Genomic DNA, 18,593 nt, shown 5'->3' with positions numbered 1-18,593 from the left:
TTCTTCATCCCCACTGATGGTTAGCGAGACTTATCGGATCTTTACGGGCAGTTATCTCCCACTTATCTTCTTTGCTTCTCTCGAATCTCGAAGTCGGAGTTTTACTGCCCGTTAAGGTGGGATAAATTAGACTAGTACCTTCATTGTTATCCCATAATTCGATTTCTTAAAACACCAATCCTATCAACCTCAATTTCCACAACATCACCTGGCTGTAAAAACTTAGGTGGATTAAATCCATTTCCAACCCCTGCTGGAGTTCCTGTTGCAATAATATCACCTGGTTCAAGCGTTGTCCCTTGTGAGATCGTCGAGATAATTTGTTCTATTGGAAAAATCATATCTTTTATTTGACCATCTTGCCTTACTTCCTCATTAACCCTCGTTGTAATTTTTAGATCATAAGGATTGTCAATAGCAGATTTATGAACGAGATATGGTCCAATCGGACATGAGGTGTCTAGACTTTTTCCGAGCAGGTATTGCTTATGCTGTCTTTGGAGATTTCTTGCAGTCACATCGTTAAGAATCGTATAGCCAAACACATAATCCATCGCTTCTTCTTCTTTGATTTGCTTGCCCTTTTTGCCAATCACAACAGCGAGCTCACCTTCATAATCTAGCTCTTTTGTAATATGTAAATGAGGATCAATTTCATCTTCGTGTCCAATGACAGTTGTTGGAGTTTTCGAAAAAAGCATTACGTGTTCTGGCACATCTGCTTCACTACCCATTTCAATCGCATGGTCACGATAGTTTTTTCCTACACAGAAAATATTTTTCATTGGTCTTGGTATAGGTGAGAGAAGCTTTACATCAGATATCGGATAAAGATAACCTTCTGCCCCTTCTTCCACATTGATCTTATCTACAATGAGTTTAACATTTTGAATGAATTTATCACCTAATGGGATACATTCCAATAAAGTTGTTGGAAACGAGGATATCTCAAATATATCCTTTTCAGCTTTTTGTAAATTAATTATTTTATCACCGTGTACAAGACCAATAAACTGTTCATTTTGTAGAGTTGCCGTTACAAGTTTCATCAAGATCCTCCTATTTTTTTATAACATTCAACTTTTATCCGTCACAAAATTGGGATAAAGTCGGTTTGTATTATTGAAGATTTTTTCATTTAAGTTCTTTAAAGGTATTTTAGTTATATTCGATACAGACTTACTAATTTCCTTCAATAGTAATGGAGATGTTTCTTTTCTTGCAAAAGGTCCACCGTACTGCCATGGACCATCTGTTTCAATTAACAGCTGATCAATTGGAACTTTCTTTACTAATCTTTGATCTCTTTCACGATAACAAACCTCAGGTGTAACTGAAACATAATAGCCTTCTGAGACGATTTCATGGATCACCTCATCTGGTGCCTTTAACCAATGAAAATGTGCTTTTTGAATGGAGTGCTTCTTTAAAAAAGATAAAACTTTTTTCGATTCTTCATGAACAGCATGCAGTGCTACAGGTAAATTTTCATCCTTGGCCAACTTTAGAAACGTTTCTAAAATAGCGTTGAATTCTTCTTCACGGTTACGCTCTAAAAGCTCTTCTTTTCGATAAGTCGGTAAACCAATTTCACCGATTCCCGATAGATTATGTCTTTCACTTTTAACTAATTTGGTTAATTCATATAAATCGTGTTTGCTTGGTGGTGGAATTTCAGGATGGTGTCCAATTGCAGCACGAACAAAAATTGGAAAGTCTTGCTTAAGTTTTAATATATCATAGCTTGACCTCAAATTAGTTGCTACCCCTACCACTCCATCAATACCGTTTTCTTGCCACCTTTTTATGCGATCTTTTATCTCTTCTGCATCATATTGGTCAAGATGAATATGTGCATCAATCATATGTACTCCTCCCTTTTTAACACGTAAAGAAATGATTTTGCAAATGGCGATCTATCTCTTTTGAAACAAATCCAATTTTGTCTGTATACCTTTAGTTTACAATTTTCGTAGCACTTTACGAGCGTATATTTATGTAGAATCCTGTATGTTTTTTTGTTATTTTAGCGAATATGATTTTTTTAATTCAATCCATTGTATAATAAGTTTGTCCTAGTAAATGAAGGCATTTTCACTACTTCGTGAACGTTCATTTCTAAATATTAATTAAGAGATGGAGAAAGAAAATGATTATCAATAATATTGAATTAAAAAGACAAGATTTAATAAAAACAGCTATGCAATACGGGATGAACTCAGTTGAAACAATAGAATGTAGTCAAGAACTAGATACTTTGTTACTTCAGGAAATTAAGTGGAGTAATGAGAAGAAGATCGTTAACGAGAAGAAAAGCAATTAATTCAACTTGATATCTATCTTGTGTAAGAAGCTAAAAGTAAAGAATGTATTCCTACCCTCGATCATTGGTGTTCCACTGACGAAGCCTTTACCTAACATCTTCTTCACAGTTTATTAACCTCTTATTTAAATCAGATTTTTCCGCGAATATCACACATTTTCTGTTTTTTCATAAAATAATTAACATCAGTACAAATACATGAAGTCATTTTAATCGTGTATCGTTTGCCAAACTGAAAAAAGGGATGTTCATAATGCCAGCTATCGTAGGTGCATTTAAGGTAAATAGTGTTGGAACGAGTAGTGTTGTGCATATTGGAGATGTGATAACAATTTCTCCGTATAGTGAAGTAAAGACATTTGCAGGTGCCGGTTCCTTTAACACTGGTGATGGTCTTAATATTTACAACCAGAATTCTGTCACAAATACGTATGATAATGATGTTATCGATCAACCGATTGCAGGGAATTTATAAGGAGTGTTGACGATGAATTTCTATATTAATCAATCCATTTGTATTAATTACTTGCGGGTCGAAGCCGTAAGCAATTCCTCTGTCTTACAAATTGGAAGTGCTGGAATAATTAAGCCTCTTTCAAACCTTTACAATACAGGTGGCTTTACACAACCAGCTCCTCAAATTGAGAGTGAAGCATTAACCGGAGTCTTATCAGAAACAGAAGAACCAATCGTTCCACTTACATCACCAACTGCCAGTCCATAAAGTGAAACTTCCATCAGTGAGGGTTTTACTGCCCATGTATCTGGAATAAATTAGGCATTCACCCACTTACCCAGATTTGCATATATAGATAGTATCAACTGTTGTGTGAAGTAATAAAGGTGGGTGATGAAATTTGTATAATTACGATATTATGAACTACTTACAGCAACTTCAGCAATATATCCAACAACAGGATCAAAAAATTCAACAGCTGAATGAAACGATTCGTGATCTCAAATCAGATGTTGAAAAAATTAAGAAACAGCCATACACTAATATTGAAAAAATTGAATACAAATTTGACCAGCTAAAAGTTGAACATCTTGATGGTACATTGAATATAGGTCTAAACCCAACTGACCCTGGGCAAATTGACAACTTCGACGTCCAACAAGGTGGGATGAACGTAAATGGCGTTCACCAACAATTACGAGAACAACTATTTCAGCAATGCAGCGAAGAAGTAAGTCAGTTTTTAAATGAGGATTGTGTACGATTGATCGAACAGGCGGAACACCAATATGACCTGCGCCTTGATGATCCGCATCGCAAACATATTATTGAGGATATTCGTAAACAAATCGATAGTCGAATTCAATATTATATAAATGGTCAACCATTAACAGAACAAGATTCCCTACTGGATAAAAAGCAAGATATTCTCCGGCAAGTTAAAAAAGACGTTGAAAACTCAATTCATCACTTTTTAAATCATTTACCAAAAGACCAATAGGCTTTCCCTTATTCTTATTAAATAAAGGGTGTGTGACACTTATGAATTTCACAGTTGTCAATCGCGGTTTGCAAGTTGGGGCTATCCGCATTGTTGGGGTATCTAGTTCTTCTGTTTTCTTAATTGGGGATACAAATACGATTTCACTTTCAGCTACATTTGACACACCACCTGAGGCTCTTATCGTTGGTGCATTTGTGCCGCTGGCTCCACAATGATTAGTCGCTTCTCTAATGTCACTACAGCTTACGTCAATTCAATAGGGATTAGCTCGGTATTCCAAATTGGCGATTCCATGCAAGTAAAACCTTCCGTAAAGGTTTTAGCCGTACAACGTGAAGAAGAACGATATTACGGGACGGAAGGTGATCTATCCCAATATCAAATTTTTGAAGAGGAAATTCCTCAACCTCTTTTCTATGAACAGCTGACAACGAATTTCTTTCATGAAAATCCTAAAATTAACGTGCAAACCATAAATATTATCGCTCTATCAAGTTCAGCTGTATTTCAGATCGGATCAACAAGAGATATTATCTGTGAAACACGAACGAAGCATATCCGTCATTATAAAGATTAAAGCGTATATTTATCCCTTTTCCATTAGCAGACGAACACTCCAAAAAACATCTGCATAAAGTAAAGTACCATCGAAATCGAAAAGGATGTTTTAATATGCCCGCAATTGTAGGTCCAATTAAGATTAATAGTGTTGGTGGCGGAGTGGTCAACTTCGGAGATTCCTTTTATCTCTCTCCGAAAAGCCAGTCAAAATCAGCTGCAGGCTCTGGTGGAGGAAACACTGGAGATTTTCATATTGTTAATAACGGTATTAATGTGACAAATATGATTGACCCCGATGTAACAGATCAAAATATGATAGCTAATAATTAAGTGTTCGAGAAAAAGCAGCGACAGCATTCTCTAGCACGTTCCGGCAAGCCAGAAAAACACAGATTAAATCACTCAATTATCTACCATGATATCAAGCTACTATATAACTTCAAAAAAGAGCTTGGAAAATATTCCAGGCTCTTTCCCATGTTACTGTCCGTTAATGAGCGATAAAATTAAAAAACAGTTGACTAGCGTCTAGTCTGTTATATAATATAATTAAATAATTAATTCTGTTATATAACAAAATTCTTTTAATCCTAACTAAATAATAAAAGGGAACATTGTATTGAAATGACTTATTTTCAAGAAGAAAACGATGAAGAATTGAAAAGGGGCTGACAAAATGGAAAAATATCAGCGGGCTTATGAACGATATACTGAAAAATGTGAAAAGTTTGGAATCCAACTAATCGACATGATTGAATTCATCCAAAATGTAACGAAAGAACAAGCTGAAATGATGTTAAATGAAATAAACTAACTAATATTTTGGAGTAACAAGTATGTGAGGTCTTTAGGTAACCACCTGTTCAAACATTATGTTAGGTAACAGGTGGTTTTTAATTTGCTCTTTCACTTCACTATCCGAAAATTACCTTTGGTTAGCCTTTTCCAATAAGTTACTTATCAATAAATGGTAAATCATTTGTGAGGATAAGGAGCCCTCACTGATGGAAGTCTCGCTTTATTCATCAATTAAAATCGTTGCATATATGCACCATTATTCGTATTTTCCCTACATGGTTTCAAGATAAACTGTTGAACCTTTACCAGAAGGTTCAGCTGGCTCGACAATTAACTTTCTTGGTAATCTCGCACGCAGTTCAGCGACATGGCTAATGACTCCAACTGAAAGGTTTTGAGATTGGAGTTTTTCAAGAGCTGTGATAACTGTATCAAGTAGATCGACATCTAACGTTCCAAACCCTTCGTCAAGAAAGAAGAATTGGAGTGGATATTCACCGCTGAGCTGAATTTGTGTCGATAAAGAAAGCGCCAAAGCAAGTGATGTTAAAAAGGTTTCTCCACCAGATAGTGTTGATACAGGTCTTTTCACTCCACCATTTGCATCATCTCTCATAATAAACCCGCCTTGAGAGTCTACCTCAATGGCGTACCTGCCACGAGTTAAGATCGCAAGTCGTTCAGAAGCATCTCGACTTACTTGCACTAGCTGTTCTTCCGCAACATATTCAACAAAGCTATTTCCTTTGAATACGGCTTGGAGCTTTTCTAGCTTTTGCAGCGAGTCATTTAGTTCCTTTTGCTGATTTTCTATTTCCATGAATCGATCATGTTTTTCTAGCAGGACTTGAAGTGCATTTGTTGCAGCGCCCTTGCTTGCAACCGCCTCATCAACTTGTTCCTTCACTTCAATTTTAATTTGTTGAATTTGCTCCCATTCCTCTAATGAAAGCTGATTACCTGATAGTTTTTCATTAATACGATGTAAATCTGTTTGAAGCTGCTTTACTTTATCTGTATACGACTCTATTTTCATCCTCATTTTCTGTTTTATCTCAACCGATAGTAAAGAGGCTAGCGTTTCCTCAATCGTTTTAAATGAAGTCCCTTCACAAACCGACTGCCATTTTTGCTCTGCCTCTTTAAGCTTTTGATTCGTTTGAGCAAATGATTTTTCATTTGCTGCAAACTCGCTTTGAGATTTTTGAAGTTGATTAGACTGCTCTTGCCATGATTGATACAAGTCATTCTCTCTTTTAATCAACTGCTTTAATTGTGTTTCTGTTTCTTCTAAATGAAAACGAATTTGCTGACCTTGCCCAACCTCTCTAAGTTTCTCCTGCTTTTCCATCATAAGCTGTTCACAATTATTCAAAGCAGCCTGACATTCAATTTCTTGCTCGGTTAGCTGTTGATTTTTGCGCTCCTGCTCTTTTACCATTGCTTCTTGTTCATCAATAAAAGAAACACTTTTTTCAATTCGTTCATTTAATTGCTCAAACTCTTCATCTTTGTCCACGATTATCTTTTGTAGCTGCTCAACCTTATCAAGCGGTATAGTCGAGAAACGTTCAGAATAGGAAGTTATCTCTTCCTCATATGTTTTTTGAACAGCTTGCAGCTTTTGCGTCCATTCATTCGCATCATTTGTTGCCGTAGTGATGGCATCATTTCGTCTCATCACTTCTTGCTGTAACTCTCTTATTTGCTTCATTATTTTTTCAATCGATTCTTTTACTTGGAGGTAGTCCTGAGTGATTGATTTAAATTCTGTGTGAAATCTTCTGTATCCTTGCTCTGGTCGTTCTTGATCATTCGTGATTAGCTTGTCTATTTCAGCTTCTTCGATTTGTTTTAGGTCATGAAGAAATGAAAAGTCAGAAGCTACTTGTTGGGAAACACCTTCAAGCTTAATCTTAATTGAGTGGCTTTCCTGGCTCAAACTTTGCAAACGCTCAAGCTGTTCCTTTACTAATGCCGATTGTTTGTTGGCATCATCAGTATCATCTTCCTCTAAGTGAGCAGGACTTGGATGATTACAGGATCCACATACTGGACACGGCTCGCCATCAGTCAGTTGCTTAACAAGCTCAAACGCTAGCCTTTGACTTTTCGCTTTTTCTTCCTTGGTTAGTAAGATATCCAGCTGATTTTTTACTGTTTGGACATACCTAGCATGCTCTCTTTCTCTCTCTGAAACAAGAAAATAAAGTTGGTTTAAGCTGATAAATTGTTCATGAAGCTGTTGTTTACTCTTTGTTAACTTCTCTATTAGTGCGTCTAACGTTTGTTTTTCCTGATTAATAGCTACTGTCTTTTTATTAACTTGTTCAGTCGCTTCGTCTAACCTATGCTGATTATGTGTGACTTTCTGCTTCGCTTCTAACGCTGCACGAATTTGTTCACGCTCTTTCGCTGTTACCGTTTTTGTTTTTTGTTCATCTTTTAACGCTTGTTGCTTCACGTTAGCCTTCTCAACTAAGCCCCTTGCTTTCATTAATAAGGCATTGCTTTTTTCACGTTGTTCTATAAGCTCAAGTTTTTTCTGCTGTAGATCATGAAATTGCTTTTTATCACGCTGCAGCTCTTCCTCTACCTTTTGCAATTGAAGCAGCTTTTCTCGTTTAGCGACTAAAATTGGCTCCTGTTCTGCTTTATTCTTACGGATATCTTCATATGAACGACTAATGTTTTCAAACTGTTCTTTCATATCAAGATAATTGTTCTTTGCAACAGCTAGATTGATTTCCGCTTCTTTTTTCTCGTTGATAAGAGCTTGTAAGCCTTCAGCATAAGGTCGTAGGGACTCAGCTTCCTCCGCCTTATTTAATTGACGTTGTAAATCTTTGATTGTATCCTCTTCTGCTTTAAGCAATGAATTTTCCTTTTCAATGCTAGCTTTTTGCAGTTGAAGCTGCCAGATCCCTTGCTTTTGTTCAAAGTCTTTTGTGATACTCTCTAGCTCTGTCTGCCGTTTGTTTAGAAGCAATTCTGCATTTTTAAGGCGTTCTTCAGCTTCTTTCACCGCTTCTTTGGAAGCATCACCTAAGCCTTTCTTTTCTGCTTCTAGCTCATCACGCTTAATTTTTGTTGAGGCTACTCTTTTTTTCAATTTTTTCATTAATTGATCGCCATATTGTTCAAGATGAAATAGACGTTGAAGCATTTGGCGTCTGTCCGCACCTTTTAACGAGAGAAATTCAGCAAATTTTCCTTGTGGAAGAACAACGGCACGAGTAAAATCTTCGATCGTTAATCCAAGTAAACGATAGATTTGTCCATTCACATCTGCTGCTTTATCCGCAAGGACAATTTGCTCTTCACCTACTTCGATCAAGCGGCAAATTGATGTTTTGACTCGAATTTCATCTGTCCGTTTAAAGACACGTTCCACCGTATAACGTTTCTTCCCAGATGCATTTTCAAGCTCAAAGGTAAATGAGACAGTTAATTGATCTTCCGAATGATTTAAAATCCCTTGTGTATTATTCAGTGCTCGTTCGACTTTGCCATATAACGCAAGGGTCATCGCATCTAAAATAGAGGACTTTCCACTTCCAGTCGGTCCAAAAATCCCGAAAATTCCACCATCACATAATGAATCAAAATTAATAATCTGCTTTTCTCTGAAACTATGCAATCCTGAAACAGCTAATTCGATCGGCTTCATTCTTCATCACCCTCCTTGAGATCGTCATCTTGTTGGACTAGCTCCAAGAAAAGCTTGATTAACTCTGGTTCTGGTTTTGCACCACCTGTTTGCTTTTCGTAAAACTGTGAAAATAATTGATCTATTGGTAAATTGGCTTGTCTTGTCGCTGCAACTTCAAGCTCTTGCTGAAATACAGGACGAATATGAATAAATCCAGGATGCCATTTTCGTAAACGATGGATTTCTTCAATTGAGAGAGTTGTTGTTAGATGAATTTCTAAGTCAATCCATGCGGACGAATCGCGGCCTTCCTCTAACCAGCTGTGCACCTGACTAATCCCTTCTGTTGCCTTCCATCTCACAAGCGGTTTTCCTGATGATAATGGAATTTCCTTCATCACAACAGGCTGATTAGGCTCAGCATCTAAAATCGTTACCGATTTCGCATAGCCGATTTCTGAAAAACTGTAGGCAAGTGGAGAACCGGAATATCTTGTTAATGTACTTGCACGATTTATGTTTTGTGGACGATGCAAATGCCCTAATGCCACATATTGAGCCGCTTCAGGCATACTGGTTGCCGCTACCGTATAAGCTCCTCCAACTTCGATAGGACGCTCGGAATCAGTTGAGCTTCCTCCTGCTACATGAATATGACTCATCGCCATGTTTACTGTATTTGGTTGAAACTGCTTGCTCATAATCGAAAAAAGCTCGCGAATTCTTTCATCATATTTATTTCGTAACAGTACTTCATCATGTGTTTCTGATAGCACCTGCAAAAGTCTAGCTTCTGAAGGATATGCAAGTGCCGCAACCATCATCTGTTGTTGCGCACGTGGAACATCTACTTTCAAAACTTCTGCCGTTGGATAGCCGATTAAATGGATTGAATGGTTACCAGCTAGAGGAGATGCAGCCGACAAACGATCAGGATTGTCATGATTTCCCGCAATCACAATAATTGGTCGTTTTCCATTGTCAGATAATCGGGCTAGTCCATCATAAAACAGCTGCTCTGCTGCAGCCGGTGGATTGACCGTATCAAATGCATCACCAGCCATTAAAATCGCATCTACTTTTTCTTCTTCAACGATTTTCACGAGCTCATCGATAAATTGCGCTTGTTCTGCTAAACGACTTCGCCCCTCCAACGTTCTTCCAAGGTGCCAGTCTGCCGTGTGCAATATTCGCATTCATTAAAACATCCTTTCACAGCTTCAATTAGGGGTGGAACGAGCAAGCACAGCATCATAGTATTTTCGTTATACGAATCTTTTTGCAGGCTTGCTCAGATTTTAAAAGTAAGAAAGTGGTTTCCGTCCCCTTTACTATCTACATTTCAATTAAATATCCACCATCGAAGAAAAATAGATATTTTTCATTGAGAGGTCTTTGGATAATAGCTTCAATCGCTTTTGTATATAATTCGATTTGTACTCGATACCGTTCCCTTAACACCTGTTCTACTTCTGTCATCTCATTAGAAAAACGACCTTCGATTGTATCTGTTTTATAATCTAATAACACAATGCCTTCTTCATCTTCAAATAAGCAATCAATGATACCTTGTACTAATACAGGTTCATTTTCCAAGTCGTCATATAGCTGTTCTGCTTGTAACGCATAACTAAATGGAACCTCTCGATACACTTGTTTGGCGTGAAGCAGTCTTTCGCCAATACGTGAAGAGAAAAATTCAACAATTTGCTCAATGTTAATGACCTCAGCTAGTTCAATAGATAGAAGTTCTTTCTCAACTAATTCTTGAATTTTAGCCGTCACATCCATTTTTGTTACCGGCTCGCTTTGCTTCATATGCTGCATTACCGTATGCATCGCTGTTCCACGTTCCGCAGGCGAAACGGACTTACTTTGCATAAAGCTTGGTCGATTATATAAAAAGGCTTGAGATGATTGATTCCTAATAAACTGCTGATCACTATATTCATCCTGGACCTCTCGCTGTCTTTTTAATTCTGATACCGATTGCTTTGAACGGCTTGTTGTTGCAGCTTTGTAAGGATAGCTCCACATTAATTGATTGTTTACTTGTTGTTTTTGTTCACTTTCAATCAAAACGGGTTCACCACGGCTAATCGATGTCAACAATTCAAGATTTACTTCTTCCTCAGCCTTGAATGTTTCAACGAGCTCCTCCCCTTTTACCGTTTCAATTGTCCATTTAGAAGGATGCAGGGAAATCTCCTCATTTAAACATCGTTGACCTTCATTAAGTATTACACTGTCTTGATGACGAATTAATGCAGGACCGATCCAATCTAGGTAGCTTTTCGCCTTTGCTCGTTCAAAGTCTGGTAATAACCAATCAGAATGGGATAGTTGATTTCGCCAGTCAGCGATTTTCTTATCAGCATCCTTCAACGTTCCGAGCAAATAAAGCTTCTCTTTTGCCCTTGTTAAAGCAACGTATAACACACGCATTTCTTCTGCGAGAAGTTCCATTCTCATTTTCCTTTTCAAGGAAATATACGGTAGTGTCGGATAGCTTACACGTAATTTAGGATTGATTAATTTTGTTCCAAATCCTAATTCCTTATCAAGCAAATACTTTTTATTCAGATCCATCATATTAAATTGCTTCGAGAGCCCTGCAACAAAGACAATTGGAAACTCAAGTCCTTTACTACTATGAATCGTCATTAATCGCACAACATCTTCCTGCTCTCCAAGCGCACGGGCTGCACCGAGATCGTCTCCACGCTCCTGCATACGTTCAATAAAACGTAAAAAGCGAAACAAGCCGCGAAACGATGTTGCTTCATATTGACGAGCACGATCATAGAGTGCACGCAAATTTGCTTGACGTTGTTTTCCACCAGGCATTCCACCTACAAAGTCAAAAAACTTTGTATCACGGTAAAGCTGCCATATTAAGTCTGAAACTGATCCTTGTCTTGCAAGATCACGCCAGCCTTGCATAAGCTCTACAAAGGAGTTTAGTTTGATAAAAAGGGTTTGGTTCGCTAATGAACCTTTCTCTAAAAATGTTTTCAACGCATCGTAATACGTTCCCTTTTTATCAAAAGTTCGAATAAGTGCTAGCTCATTTGCATCTAAGCCAACAACAGGTGAACGAAGCACTGATGCTAACGGAATATCCTGAAATGGATTATCAATAACTTTTAAAACAGATAGCATGATTGCTACTTCTGTTGCTTCAAAATATCCGTTTGACAGATTCGCATATACTGGAATGCCAGCCTGTTTAAACTCCTCCATGATTTGTGGAGCCCATGGCATTGAACGAAGTAAAATCACAACATCACGATAGGTGACAGCACGGGTACCGCCGATGCTTCGATCATAGATTTGGAATTGCTGATCAATAAGTGATTTAATTTTTTTGGCCATTAATCTCGCTTCTAACTGAACAGTTTCCAATTCTTGTTCGTCAAAAACACCAGTCTCATCGCCTTGTTCAGCCTCTTCATCCTTTCCACCACGTTCAATTAAGAGGAGCTCTGTATTCATAAGCTCATTTTCAGGGTACGCTGCCCCAAGCTTTAGCTCTGCATCATCATCATAAACAATTTCTCCGACCTTCTCGCCCATGATTTGCTTAAATACATAATTCGTTCCGTCCAACACTTCTGTACGGCTCCGGAAGTTTTTCGATAAATCAATGCGCATGCCAGTTTGTTCTGCTGTTTGAGTAAATCGCTTATACTTATTTAAAAATAAAAACGGCTCGGCTAAACGGAAGCGATAGATTGACTGTTTGACGTCGCCGACCATGAACATATTCCCTGTTGCTTCCTCGTCTTTTGTTACGAACCTTAGAATCGATTCTTGGACAAGATTGACATCCTGATATTCATCGACTAATACTTCAACAAACTGTTGTTTATAAAATAATGCAGCCTCACTTGGTTCCTTTTCTTCCGTTTGAAGAATTTGCAGACAATAATGCTCCAAATCTGCGAAGTCAACGATTCCTTTTTCTTTTTTCATTCCTTCATAGCGGTCGGCAAATTGTTTTACAAGTGAAACAAGCTTTGTAACGACAGGCTTTAAATGCTCAAAATCCAATAAATAATTCCTAAGCGTTCGTGAAAACATTTCATCTCGTAGCTGTTCAATTTGTTTTTTCACTGCATTTCGTAAGGATGTTACCTGATCTGTTAAGGCTTTATCATATTGATCGCCTTTTACAATTTTCGCTCGTGACAATTTAAAGGTCTTGATTTGCTCACTTAGCTGCTCCCACGAACTTTTTAACGCAATTAGCTCTGACACCTGTTTTAAATCATCAACTAAGTTTTCCGCACGCGGTGCCGGTCCAGCAGGCAATGTTGTCAGTTCCATTGCTTGCTCAAGCTGATCCTTTGCTCCTAATAACTGCATCTCGATATCCTGTAGCAAATATTGAACAAACGGTAATGACTCAACTTCTTCGGTTTCACCAAGATCATACATCGCTGTAAGCTGATCAAGCCAAACGCTTGGCGTCGGATGGGATCTTGAAAAAAAGTAAAGCTCACGAATTAATGTTTGTAGCTCCACATCATTTCGATCAGATGTATAGCGATCAACAAGGTCAAAAAAGGCCTCATTATCTTCACGGCTATACTCCTCTTCAAACATTTCATCTAGCACTTCATCAATTAGTAATTGACCCTCGGTTTGATCAGCAATCCGAAATCCTGGATCGATGTTGATCAAATAATAATACTTCCTGACAACCTGTAAACAGAACGAGTGCAACGTAGAAATCGACGCTTTGTTTAATAATGTTAGCTGTCTACGTAAATGAAGCGAGGATGGATTTTCCTTTAATGCCTTTTCCAGCGCTTCTCCGATTCGACTTCTCATTTCCGCAGCAGATGCATTTGTAAACGTCACAACGAGCAGCGCATCCACATCTACTGGATTTTCTTTAGATATGATTTTTCGAATAATCCGTTCAACTAAGACTGCCGTTTTTCCTGATCCTGCTGCAGCCGCTACTAAAATGTCCTGTCCACTTGCGACAATAGCCTTCCACTGATCATCTGTCCATTGGCTATTTTCCGGCTTTGAAATAATCTCACTCATTACCTTTCCCCTCCTCTCTCATTCTTTTTAACACATCAGCATTTTTCTCACTTTTTAAGATTCGATAATTATTTTCCTCTAATGATTCGTCAAATTGACAAACGGATTTAAATTCACAAAACGTACACGGCATTTTGTCCTTTAGCTTAAATGGATTTATCTCAATGATACCGTCCGTTATATCCGTTCCAATTTTTTTAAACGTTGAACGAACATGATTTCTTAATAGATCAAACTCATCTTCACTAGCAATTGATGAGGTCGAACGGAAGCCACCTTCTTTTTTCAACCCTGCCGCTATGATGTTTGATGTGCTTCCTTCACTAAGATTGTTATCCATTAAACGTACTGCTTCCTCATCACCGAGCAATAGCCCCTTCATCTTAAACTTCTTAAAAATTTCATCATCAAGCTTATCCTCTGATAACATCGTATTTGCTTGAATCATCGGATCATGCACATGGAAATATAAAACGCCAGCCGGAGTCGCTTCTATACCGAGCCACATCTGTGAATTCGAAATTATCACGTCTAAATAAGTAAGCATTTGTAAGGCTAAACCGTAATATATTTCAGTTAGTTGTACATTTTTATCACTTGATTTATAGTCAATAATCCGCAGGAGCACACGTCCTGAATCTGTCGCTTTGTCCACGCGGTCAATTCTTCCGGCAACCTCCATTGTACAGCCATTTGGCAAGGTAAAGCGGATTGGTGGAAGTTCACCACCCTTACCGAATCCAAGCTCTAAGCCAACGGGTGTAAAACCACTAGCCTTTGCATGTTCACTTAAGATTTTTGATGCTCGCGCAAGGATTTTTTGTAGCTTTCGTTTAATGTAATGATAGCGATTCGAGCTAAGCAGAATTTCCCTTTGCAGGCGTGGAGCAAGCTTTTCTACCGCATCATTCGATAACCGCTCGCATTGATCTTTTGTTAGCTCCTTCCAATCGATATTCAGCTGCTGTAACCGATCTGAAATTAGCTTTAATGCAGAGTGAAACATTTGCCCGATATCAGGTGCTTCAAGTTTAAAAAATTGTCTTTCTCTTAGCTTTAAACCATGTGAAGTAAAATGTGAGAATGCACAGCTATTAAATTGCTCCATTCGAGAGACACTTCCCTGAATATGCTCTCCATACAACTTACGGCTCACTGATATTTCTAGCTGCTCTGGTTTGTTTTGATATGATAAACTGCTCAATACTCGTTTCGTTAATTGTTGATTTTCTGATGTGACAAAATGGTTATAGGCGTCCCACCAAATAGGATGAATGGGGTAACCACGCTTCCAAGATTGGAGCTGTGAGGTAACATAAGATAATGTCACATGCTTATTTACGATAAATGAAAGCTGTTCTTCTAAAGAAAACTGTTCTGGTTCGTTAAGAAGTCGTAGTTTTTCAATCGCTGGAAACATCTCTTCGATTCGTTTCACAATAACAGAAGGAAGCAAGGATTTTCCTTCTTCATCAGCCATTGGGTACGATAAATAAAGCTGTTCAGATGAACTCGCTAAAGCCATATAGATAATGAAATTTTCATCAAGAAGCTGTTGTCTTGCTGTTGGTGCAAGATTTATCCCTTGATAATGTAATGCCTCGCGATCATCTTCTGTTAAAATCCCTTCTTCCTTTGGTCTTGCTGGAATCACACCATCATTTGCTCCAATGATGAATGAACACTTTATATGAAAGAATCTTGATTTTTCAAGATCAGCAATTAATACTTGGTCAATAGCTGGTGGCACCAACGAAAATTTCATGGATTCGAGCCCTGTTTCAAGAATCTCTGCAAAAAGCTTCAATGATACTTTTTCGTCAGATAACATTTCAACAAATTCATCTAAGAGATTAATAACTGCCTGCCATACTTGATCATGCTCTTTTGCCTCTAAAAGCAAGCCTTTTTCCTCAGCATCCATGCGAAGGTTCTCCATTTTTTCAGGTATGTGCAAATCCTCTAAATAAAGATACAGCGCTTCGGCGAGATCTCGTCCTGTTTTGCTTCGTTTTAGCCTTTTTTGCAAGGTTAAAATTGGCTTTACGACAATGTCGCGAAGCTGGTTCAGCTTTTCCTCCATCTGTTTCTCTTCATCTGTCACTACAAAATCATCATCAAGTGAATAAAAACGACGGTATCGCCAACGTTCATCCTTCGTCCACCTTGCACCTTGAATTCCATAAGAAAGGACATAGTTTTCGAGCAAATCCATTTCCTCGCGCATCTTTTGCTTATTCATTTCAATAGGAAGTAGTAGCTCTGTTTTTACAGCACGGAAAACAGCCTCATAACGCCAATTTCCATTGATGATTTCCAAGGTAGAACGAATTAGCTCAACTAAAGGGTGGTTAAGCATGGAACGTTTTTGATCAATGAAAAAGGGAATCTCATAATCACGGAAAACTTGTTCAATGACATCACGATAATCGTTTGAGTTTCTAATAAGTAAGGCTAAATCTCGATATCGGTAGTTCTCTTGTCTAACAAGTGTGTGGATTTGTCGTGCAATTCCTTCAATTTCTGAACGGCGATTTGCTGCTTGAAAAATCGTCAATCTCGGATTATCTTCATAAATACTTGTTGGTCTTGTATCATAAAATTTTTCTAAATGCCTTAATGATTGATGAACAAAACGATGCTGTTCACCTAATAAGAGCGGCTCTTCGACATCTTTCCCTTCTTCAAGGGCAAGATTAAGTAGTTTATTGTATGTTTTTCCGGTCATTTGAAAGAGATGGAGTTCATGAGGTAAATGCTCTTTATATGGCTTATCTGCTGTAAGAGCGATTTTTACATTCGCTGCATGTTTCATTAATGCACAAACAACCTCATATTCCTGAGGTGTAAAGCTGTGAAAGCCATCAATGTAAATATCAGCCGATTTCAAATAGTCAGACGCCTCAACCTTTTCAGCTAGTAAGTGTAAATAATCCTCAGAATCTACATATTTCTCACTTAACTGGATTTCTAACTGCTTATAAAGTAAAGCCATGTCGTGTAGCTTATCTGTTAACGATTTCTTATCTAGTTCTGTATGTGCATTCGCTAAGTATTCCTCTATCTCTTGTGGTGACAGAAGGTAGCGTTTAAATTCAGTTAGCATTACCTCTAGCTGCTCAATAAATCCATTCTTATCACTAGCCTTCGTGAACACTTTAAATTCGTGTTTATATTGTTCAACTAGCTTTCTTAACATCATCTGAATACCCGTGCTCGAAAGATGATGACGAGTGACACCACCTGTTTCCTGAAGTATTCTCCATGCTAAACGACTAAAGCTAAACGTTTGAGCACGGATCATCCCACCAAGGCGCGGTGTCTTAATTAATTCATAATCTGCTCCAAATGTCATTTGGTCAGGAACGAGGTAAATAATTGGACGGCCAATTGGTTCCTTAAACAGCTTGTCTCTGATTTCATTTAAAACTGTCTCTGTTTTTCCGCTCCCTGAGCGACCTAGAATAAATTGAATGCTCATGTTTATTCCCCACTAACGTTTTAAAGTTAAAAAATAAATACCACAACTGAAATAGTGTGGTAATTGGTTGGTTTTATTTTTACGTATCCCTTTATATTTTACTTTACTTTTTAGGGAAATTCCATTTATGATACATGCCAAGTTATGTATGAGGAAGATGGTTTTGGAACTGTGTTTTTTACAATCTAAAAAGGAAAACTCAAATTTTGGATTCCTTTTTCTTAACAATGTATTTTTTTGATTTGATAAAAGTTAAAGTCATCCCACTAAAGATTAGAACAATACCCACCGATTGAAATAAATTAGGATGAAAACCTGTAATAATTGTATCTAACAATATAGCTACAGCAGGATCAAGAAACACAAGAATGGAGATTACTTTTGTTGATAAGAATCTCAAACTATCAAAAAATAAAAGATATACAATTCCTGTATGAATAATTCCTGTAGCAACAACAGCAGTCCAATTTCCTGATGTAAGGTGCGTAAATGCCTCCATATTTATAAATGGTATTAAAATTAAAATACCTAAACCCGTTTGAAGAAATGTCGTAGCATAAGGACTTAAATTGCTAATACCCTTTCCTAGCAATGTTGTAAATGCATAAAATAAGGCTGCTGCTAATGCCCAAACGATACCAGATGGCATTAATTTACCAAGGGAAACAGATAAATCTATATCTGAAATGAATACAGTTCCTAAAAAGCAAATAATAATAGAAACGACAGATTTTAAACTCATTTTCTCTTTATATAAAATACTCCCCAATATAAGTACCAAAACAGGAGCTAGATGATAAACTGAGATAGCTACCGTCACTGATGTTTCTTCAAATGACTTAAATAAAAATACCCAATTAAAGACTAGAAACAGCCCGCATGCTAATGTTTGAAGAACATCTTTTCGATTCCATTTTTCATTTCTATATTGTCCTGATATGAGCCAACAAAATCCTAGAAATAATGTAGCGCACAGGCAACGTATAAAAACTAATTCAAATGACGGTAAATTAGTATGTTCTGAAAAGAAACCAATAGAGCCAAAAATGATCATAGAAATGACCATTTTTAAGGTAGCAACTGATTGTTTGTTTGAAGCTTTCGATTGTAATTGTGTCAACATAAAACAACTCCGATATTTCTTTTTTTGCCTATGTAATTAATTTACTTAATCAATATTTAATCATGAAGAGCTTTTTGTAATGATTTATTCATTGTAATCAATTCGTTTTGAAAGGTCTAGTTTCCCAATGTACAGGT

Annotated in this window: 15 protein-coding genes; 8 read left to right on the top strand and 7 right to left on the bottom strand. The window is 37.5% G+C overall.

Annotated elements, in window-relative coordinates; all coding sequences use genetic code 11:
* Positions 1-146 precede the first annotated feature (146 nt).
* Both K9V48_RS14370 and K9V48_RS14365 read right to left on the bottom strand, forming a co-directional pair.
* The gene (locus K9V48_RS14370; protein ID WP_224139662.1) at positions 147-1,049 is read right to left on the bottom strand and encodes a fumarylacetoacetate hydrolase family protein; all 903 of its coding nucleotides are present in this window, start codon (positions 1,047-1,049) and stop codon (positions 147-149) included.
* A gap of 27 nt (positions 1,050-1,076) precedes the next feature.
* Entirely contained in the window at positions 1,077-1,865 is a 789-nt protein-coding gene (locus K9V48_RS14365) for a TatD family hydrolase (RefSeq protein ID WP_224139661.1), read from the bottom strand.
* A 284-nt stretch (positions 1,866-2,149) separates the two neighbouring features.
* Between K9V48_RS14365 and K9V48_RS14360 the strand changes: the two genes are divergently transcribed.
* From K9V48_RS14360 to K9V48_RS14325, 8 genes are all read left to right on the top strand, one after another.
* A complete protein-coding gene (locus K9V48_RS14360; RefSeq protein ID WP_224139660.1) occupies positions 2,150-2,323 on the top strand; it encodes an aspartyl-phosphate phosphatase Spo0E family protein in 174 nt (57 codons plus the stop codon).
* A gap of 253 nt (positions 2,324-2,576) precedes the next feature.
* Entirely contained in the window at positions 2,577-2,798 is a 222-nt protein-coding gene (locus K9V48_RS14355) for a spore germination protein (protein WP_224139659.1), read from the top strand.
* 12 nt (positions 2,799-2,810) lie between these two features.
* On the top strand, positions 2,811-3,047 hold the full coding sequence (locus K9V48_RS14350) for a spore germination protein GerPB (protein WP_224139658.1): 237 nt from the start codon (positions 2,811-2,813) through the stop codon (positions 3,045-3,047).
* A 133-nt stretch (positions 3,048-3,180) separates the two neighbouring features.
* On the top strand, positions 3,181-3,780 hold the full coding sequence (gene gerPC, locus K9V48_RS14345) for a spore germination protein GerPC (RefSeq protein WP_224139657.1): 600 nt from the start codon (positions 3,181-3,183) through the stop codon (positions 3,778-3,780).
* Between the two features lie 41 nt (positions 3,781-3,821).
* The gene (locus tag K9V48_RS14340) at positions 3,822-3,998 is read left to right on the top strand and encodes a spore germination protein GerPD (protein ID WP_224139656.1); all 177 of its coding nucleotides are present in this window, start codon (positions 3,822-3,824) and stop codon (positions 3,996-3,998) included.
* Positions 3,995-4,360: a spore germination protein GerPE gene (locus tag K9V48_RS14335; RefSeq protein WP_224139655.1), complete on the top strand. Its 366-nt coding sequence runs from the start codon at positions 3,995-3,997 to the stop codon at positions 4,358-4,360. The genes K9V48_RS14340 and K9V48_RS14335 overlap by 4 nt, the downstream gene beginning before the upstream one ends.
* Positions 4,361-4,455: 95 nt before the next feature.
* Positions 4,456-4,674, top strand: a complete 219-nt coding sequence (locus tag K9V48_RS14330; RefSeq protein ID WP_224139654.1) for a spore germination protein — start codon at positions 4,456-4,458, stop codon at positions 4,672-4,674.
* A 346-nt stretch (positions 4,675-5,020) separates the two neighbouring features.
* Positions 5,021-5,158 (top strand): hypothetical protein, encoded by a 138-nt coding sequence (locus tag K9V48_RS14325; RefSeq protein WP_224139653.1) that lies wholly within the window; start codon positions 5,021-5,023, stop codon positions 5,156-5,158.
* 255 nt (positions 5,159-5,413) lie between these two features.
* On the opposite strand, the gene K9V48_RS14320 is transcribed toward K9V48_RS14325, so the two are convergent.
* The 5 genes from K9V48_RS14320 to K9V48_RS14300 all read right to left on the bottom strand — a co-directional run bounded on the left by K9V48_RS14320 (position 5,414) and on the right by K9V48_RS14300 (position 18,456).
* Positions 5,414-8,812: an AAA family ATPase gene (locus K9V48_RS14320; protein ID WP_224139652.1), complete on the bottom strand. Its 3,399-nt coding sequence runs from the start codon at positions 8,810-8,812 to the stop codon at positions 5,414-5,416.
* Positions 8,809-9,990 carry an exonuclease SbcCD subunit D gene (locus K9V48_RS14315; protein ID WP_224139651.1) on the bottom strand — a complete coding sequence of 394 codons (1,182 nt, stop codon included), beginning with the start codon at positions 9,988-9,990 and terminating at the stop codon, positions 8,809-8,811. Before K9V48_RS14315 ends, K9V48_RS14320 begins: the two co-directional genes overlap by 4 nt.
* Positions 9,991-10,129: 139 nt before the next feature.
* Positions 10,130-13,852 carry a helicase-exonuclease AddAB subunit AddA gene (addA, locus tag K9V48_RS14310; RefSeq protein WP_224139650.1) on the bottom strand — a complete coding sequence of 1,241 codons (3,723 nt, stop codon included), beginning with the start codon at positions 13,850-13,852 and terminating at the stop codon, positions 10,130-10,132.
* Positions 13,845-17,333, bottom strand: a complete 3,489-nt coding sequence (gene addB / locus K9V48_RS14305) for a helicase-exonuclease AddAB subunit AddB (RefSeq protein ID WP_224139649.1) — start codon at positions 17,331-17,333, stop codon at positions 13,845-13,847. Before addB ends, addA begins: the two co-directional genes overlap by 8 nt.
* A gap of 199 nt (positions 17,334-17,532) precedes the next feature.
* The gene (locus tag K9V48_RS14300) at positions 17,533-18,456 is read right to left on the bottom strand and encodes a DMT family transporter (protein ID WP_224139648.1); all 924 of its coding nucleotides are present in this window, start codon (positions 18,454-18,456) and stop codon (positions 17,533-17,535) included.
* Positions 18,457-18,593: the final 137 nt, after the last annotated feature.

This window comes from Metabacillus rhizolycopersici (genome assembly GCF_020075705.1).
This window is presented reverse-complemented; position numbering and strand designations above follow the sequence as displayed.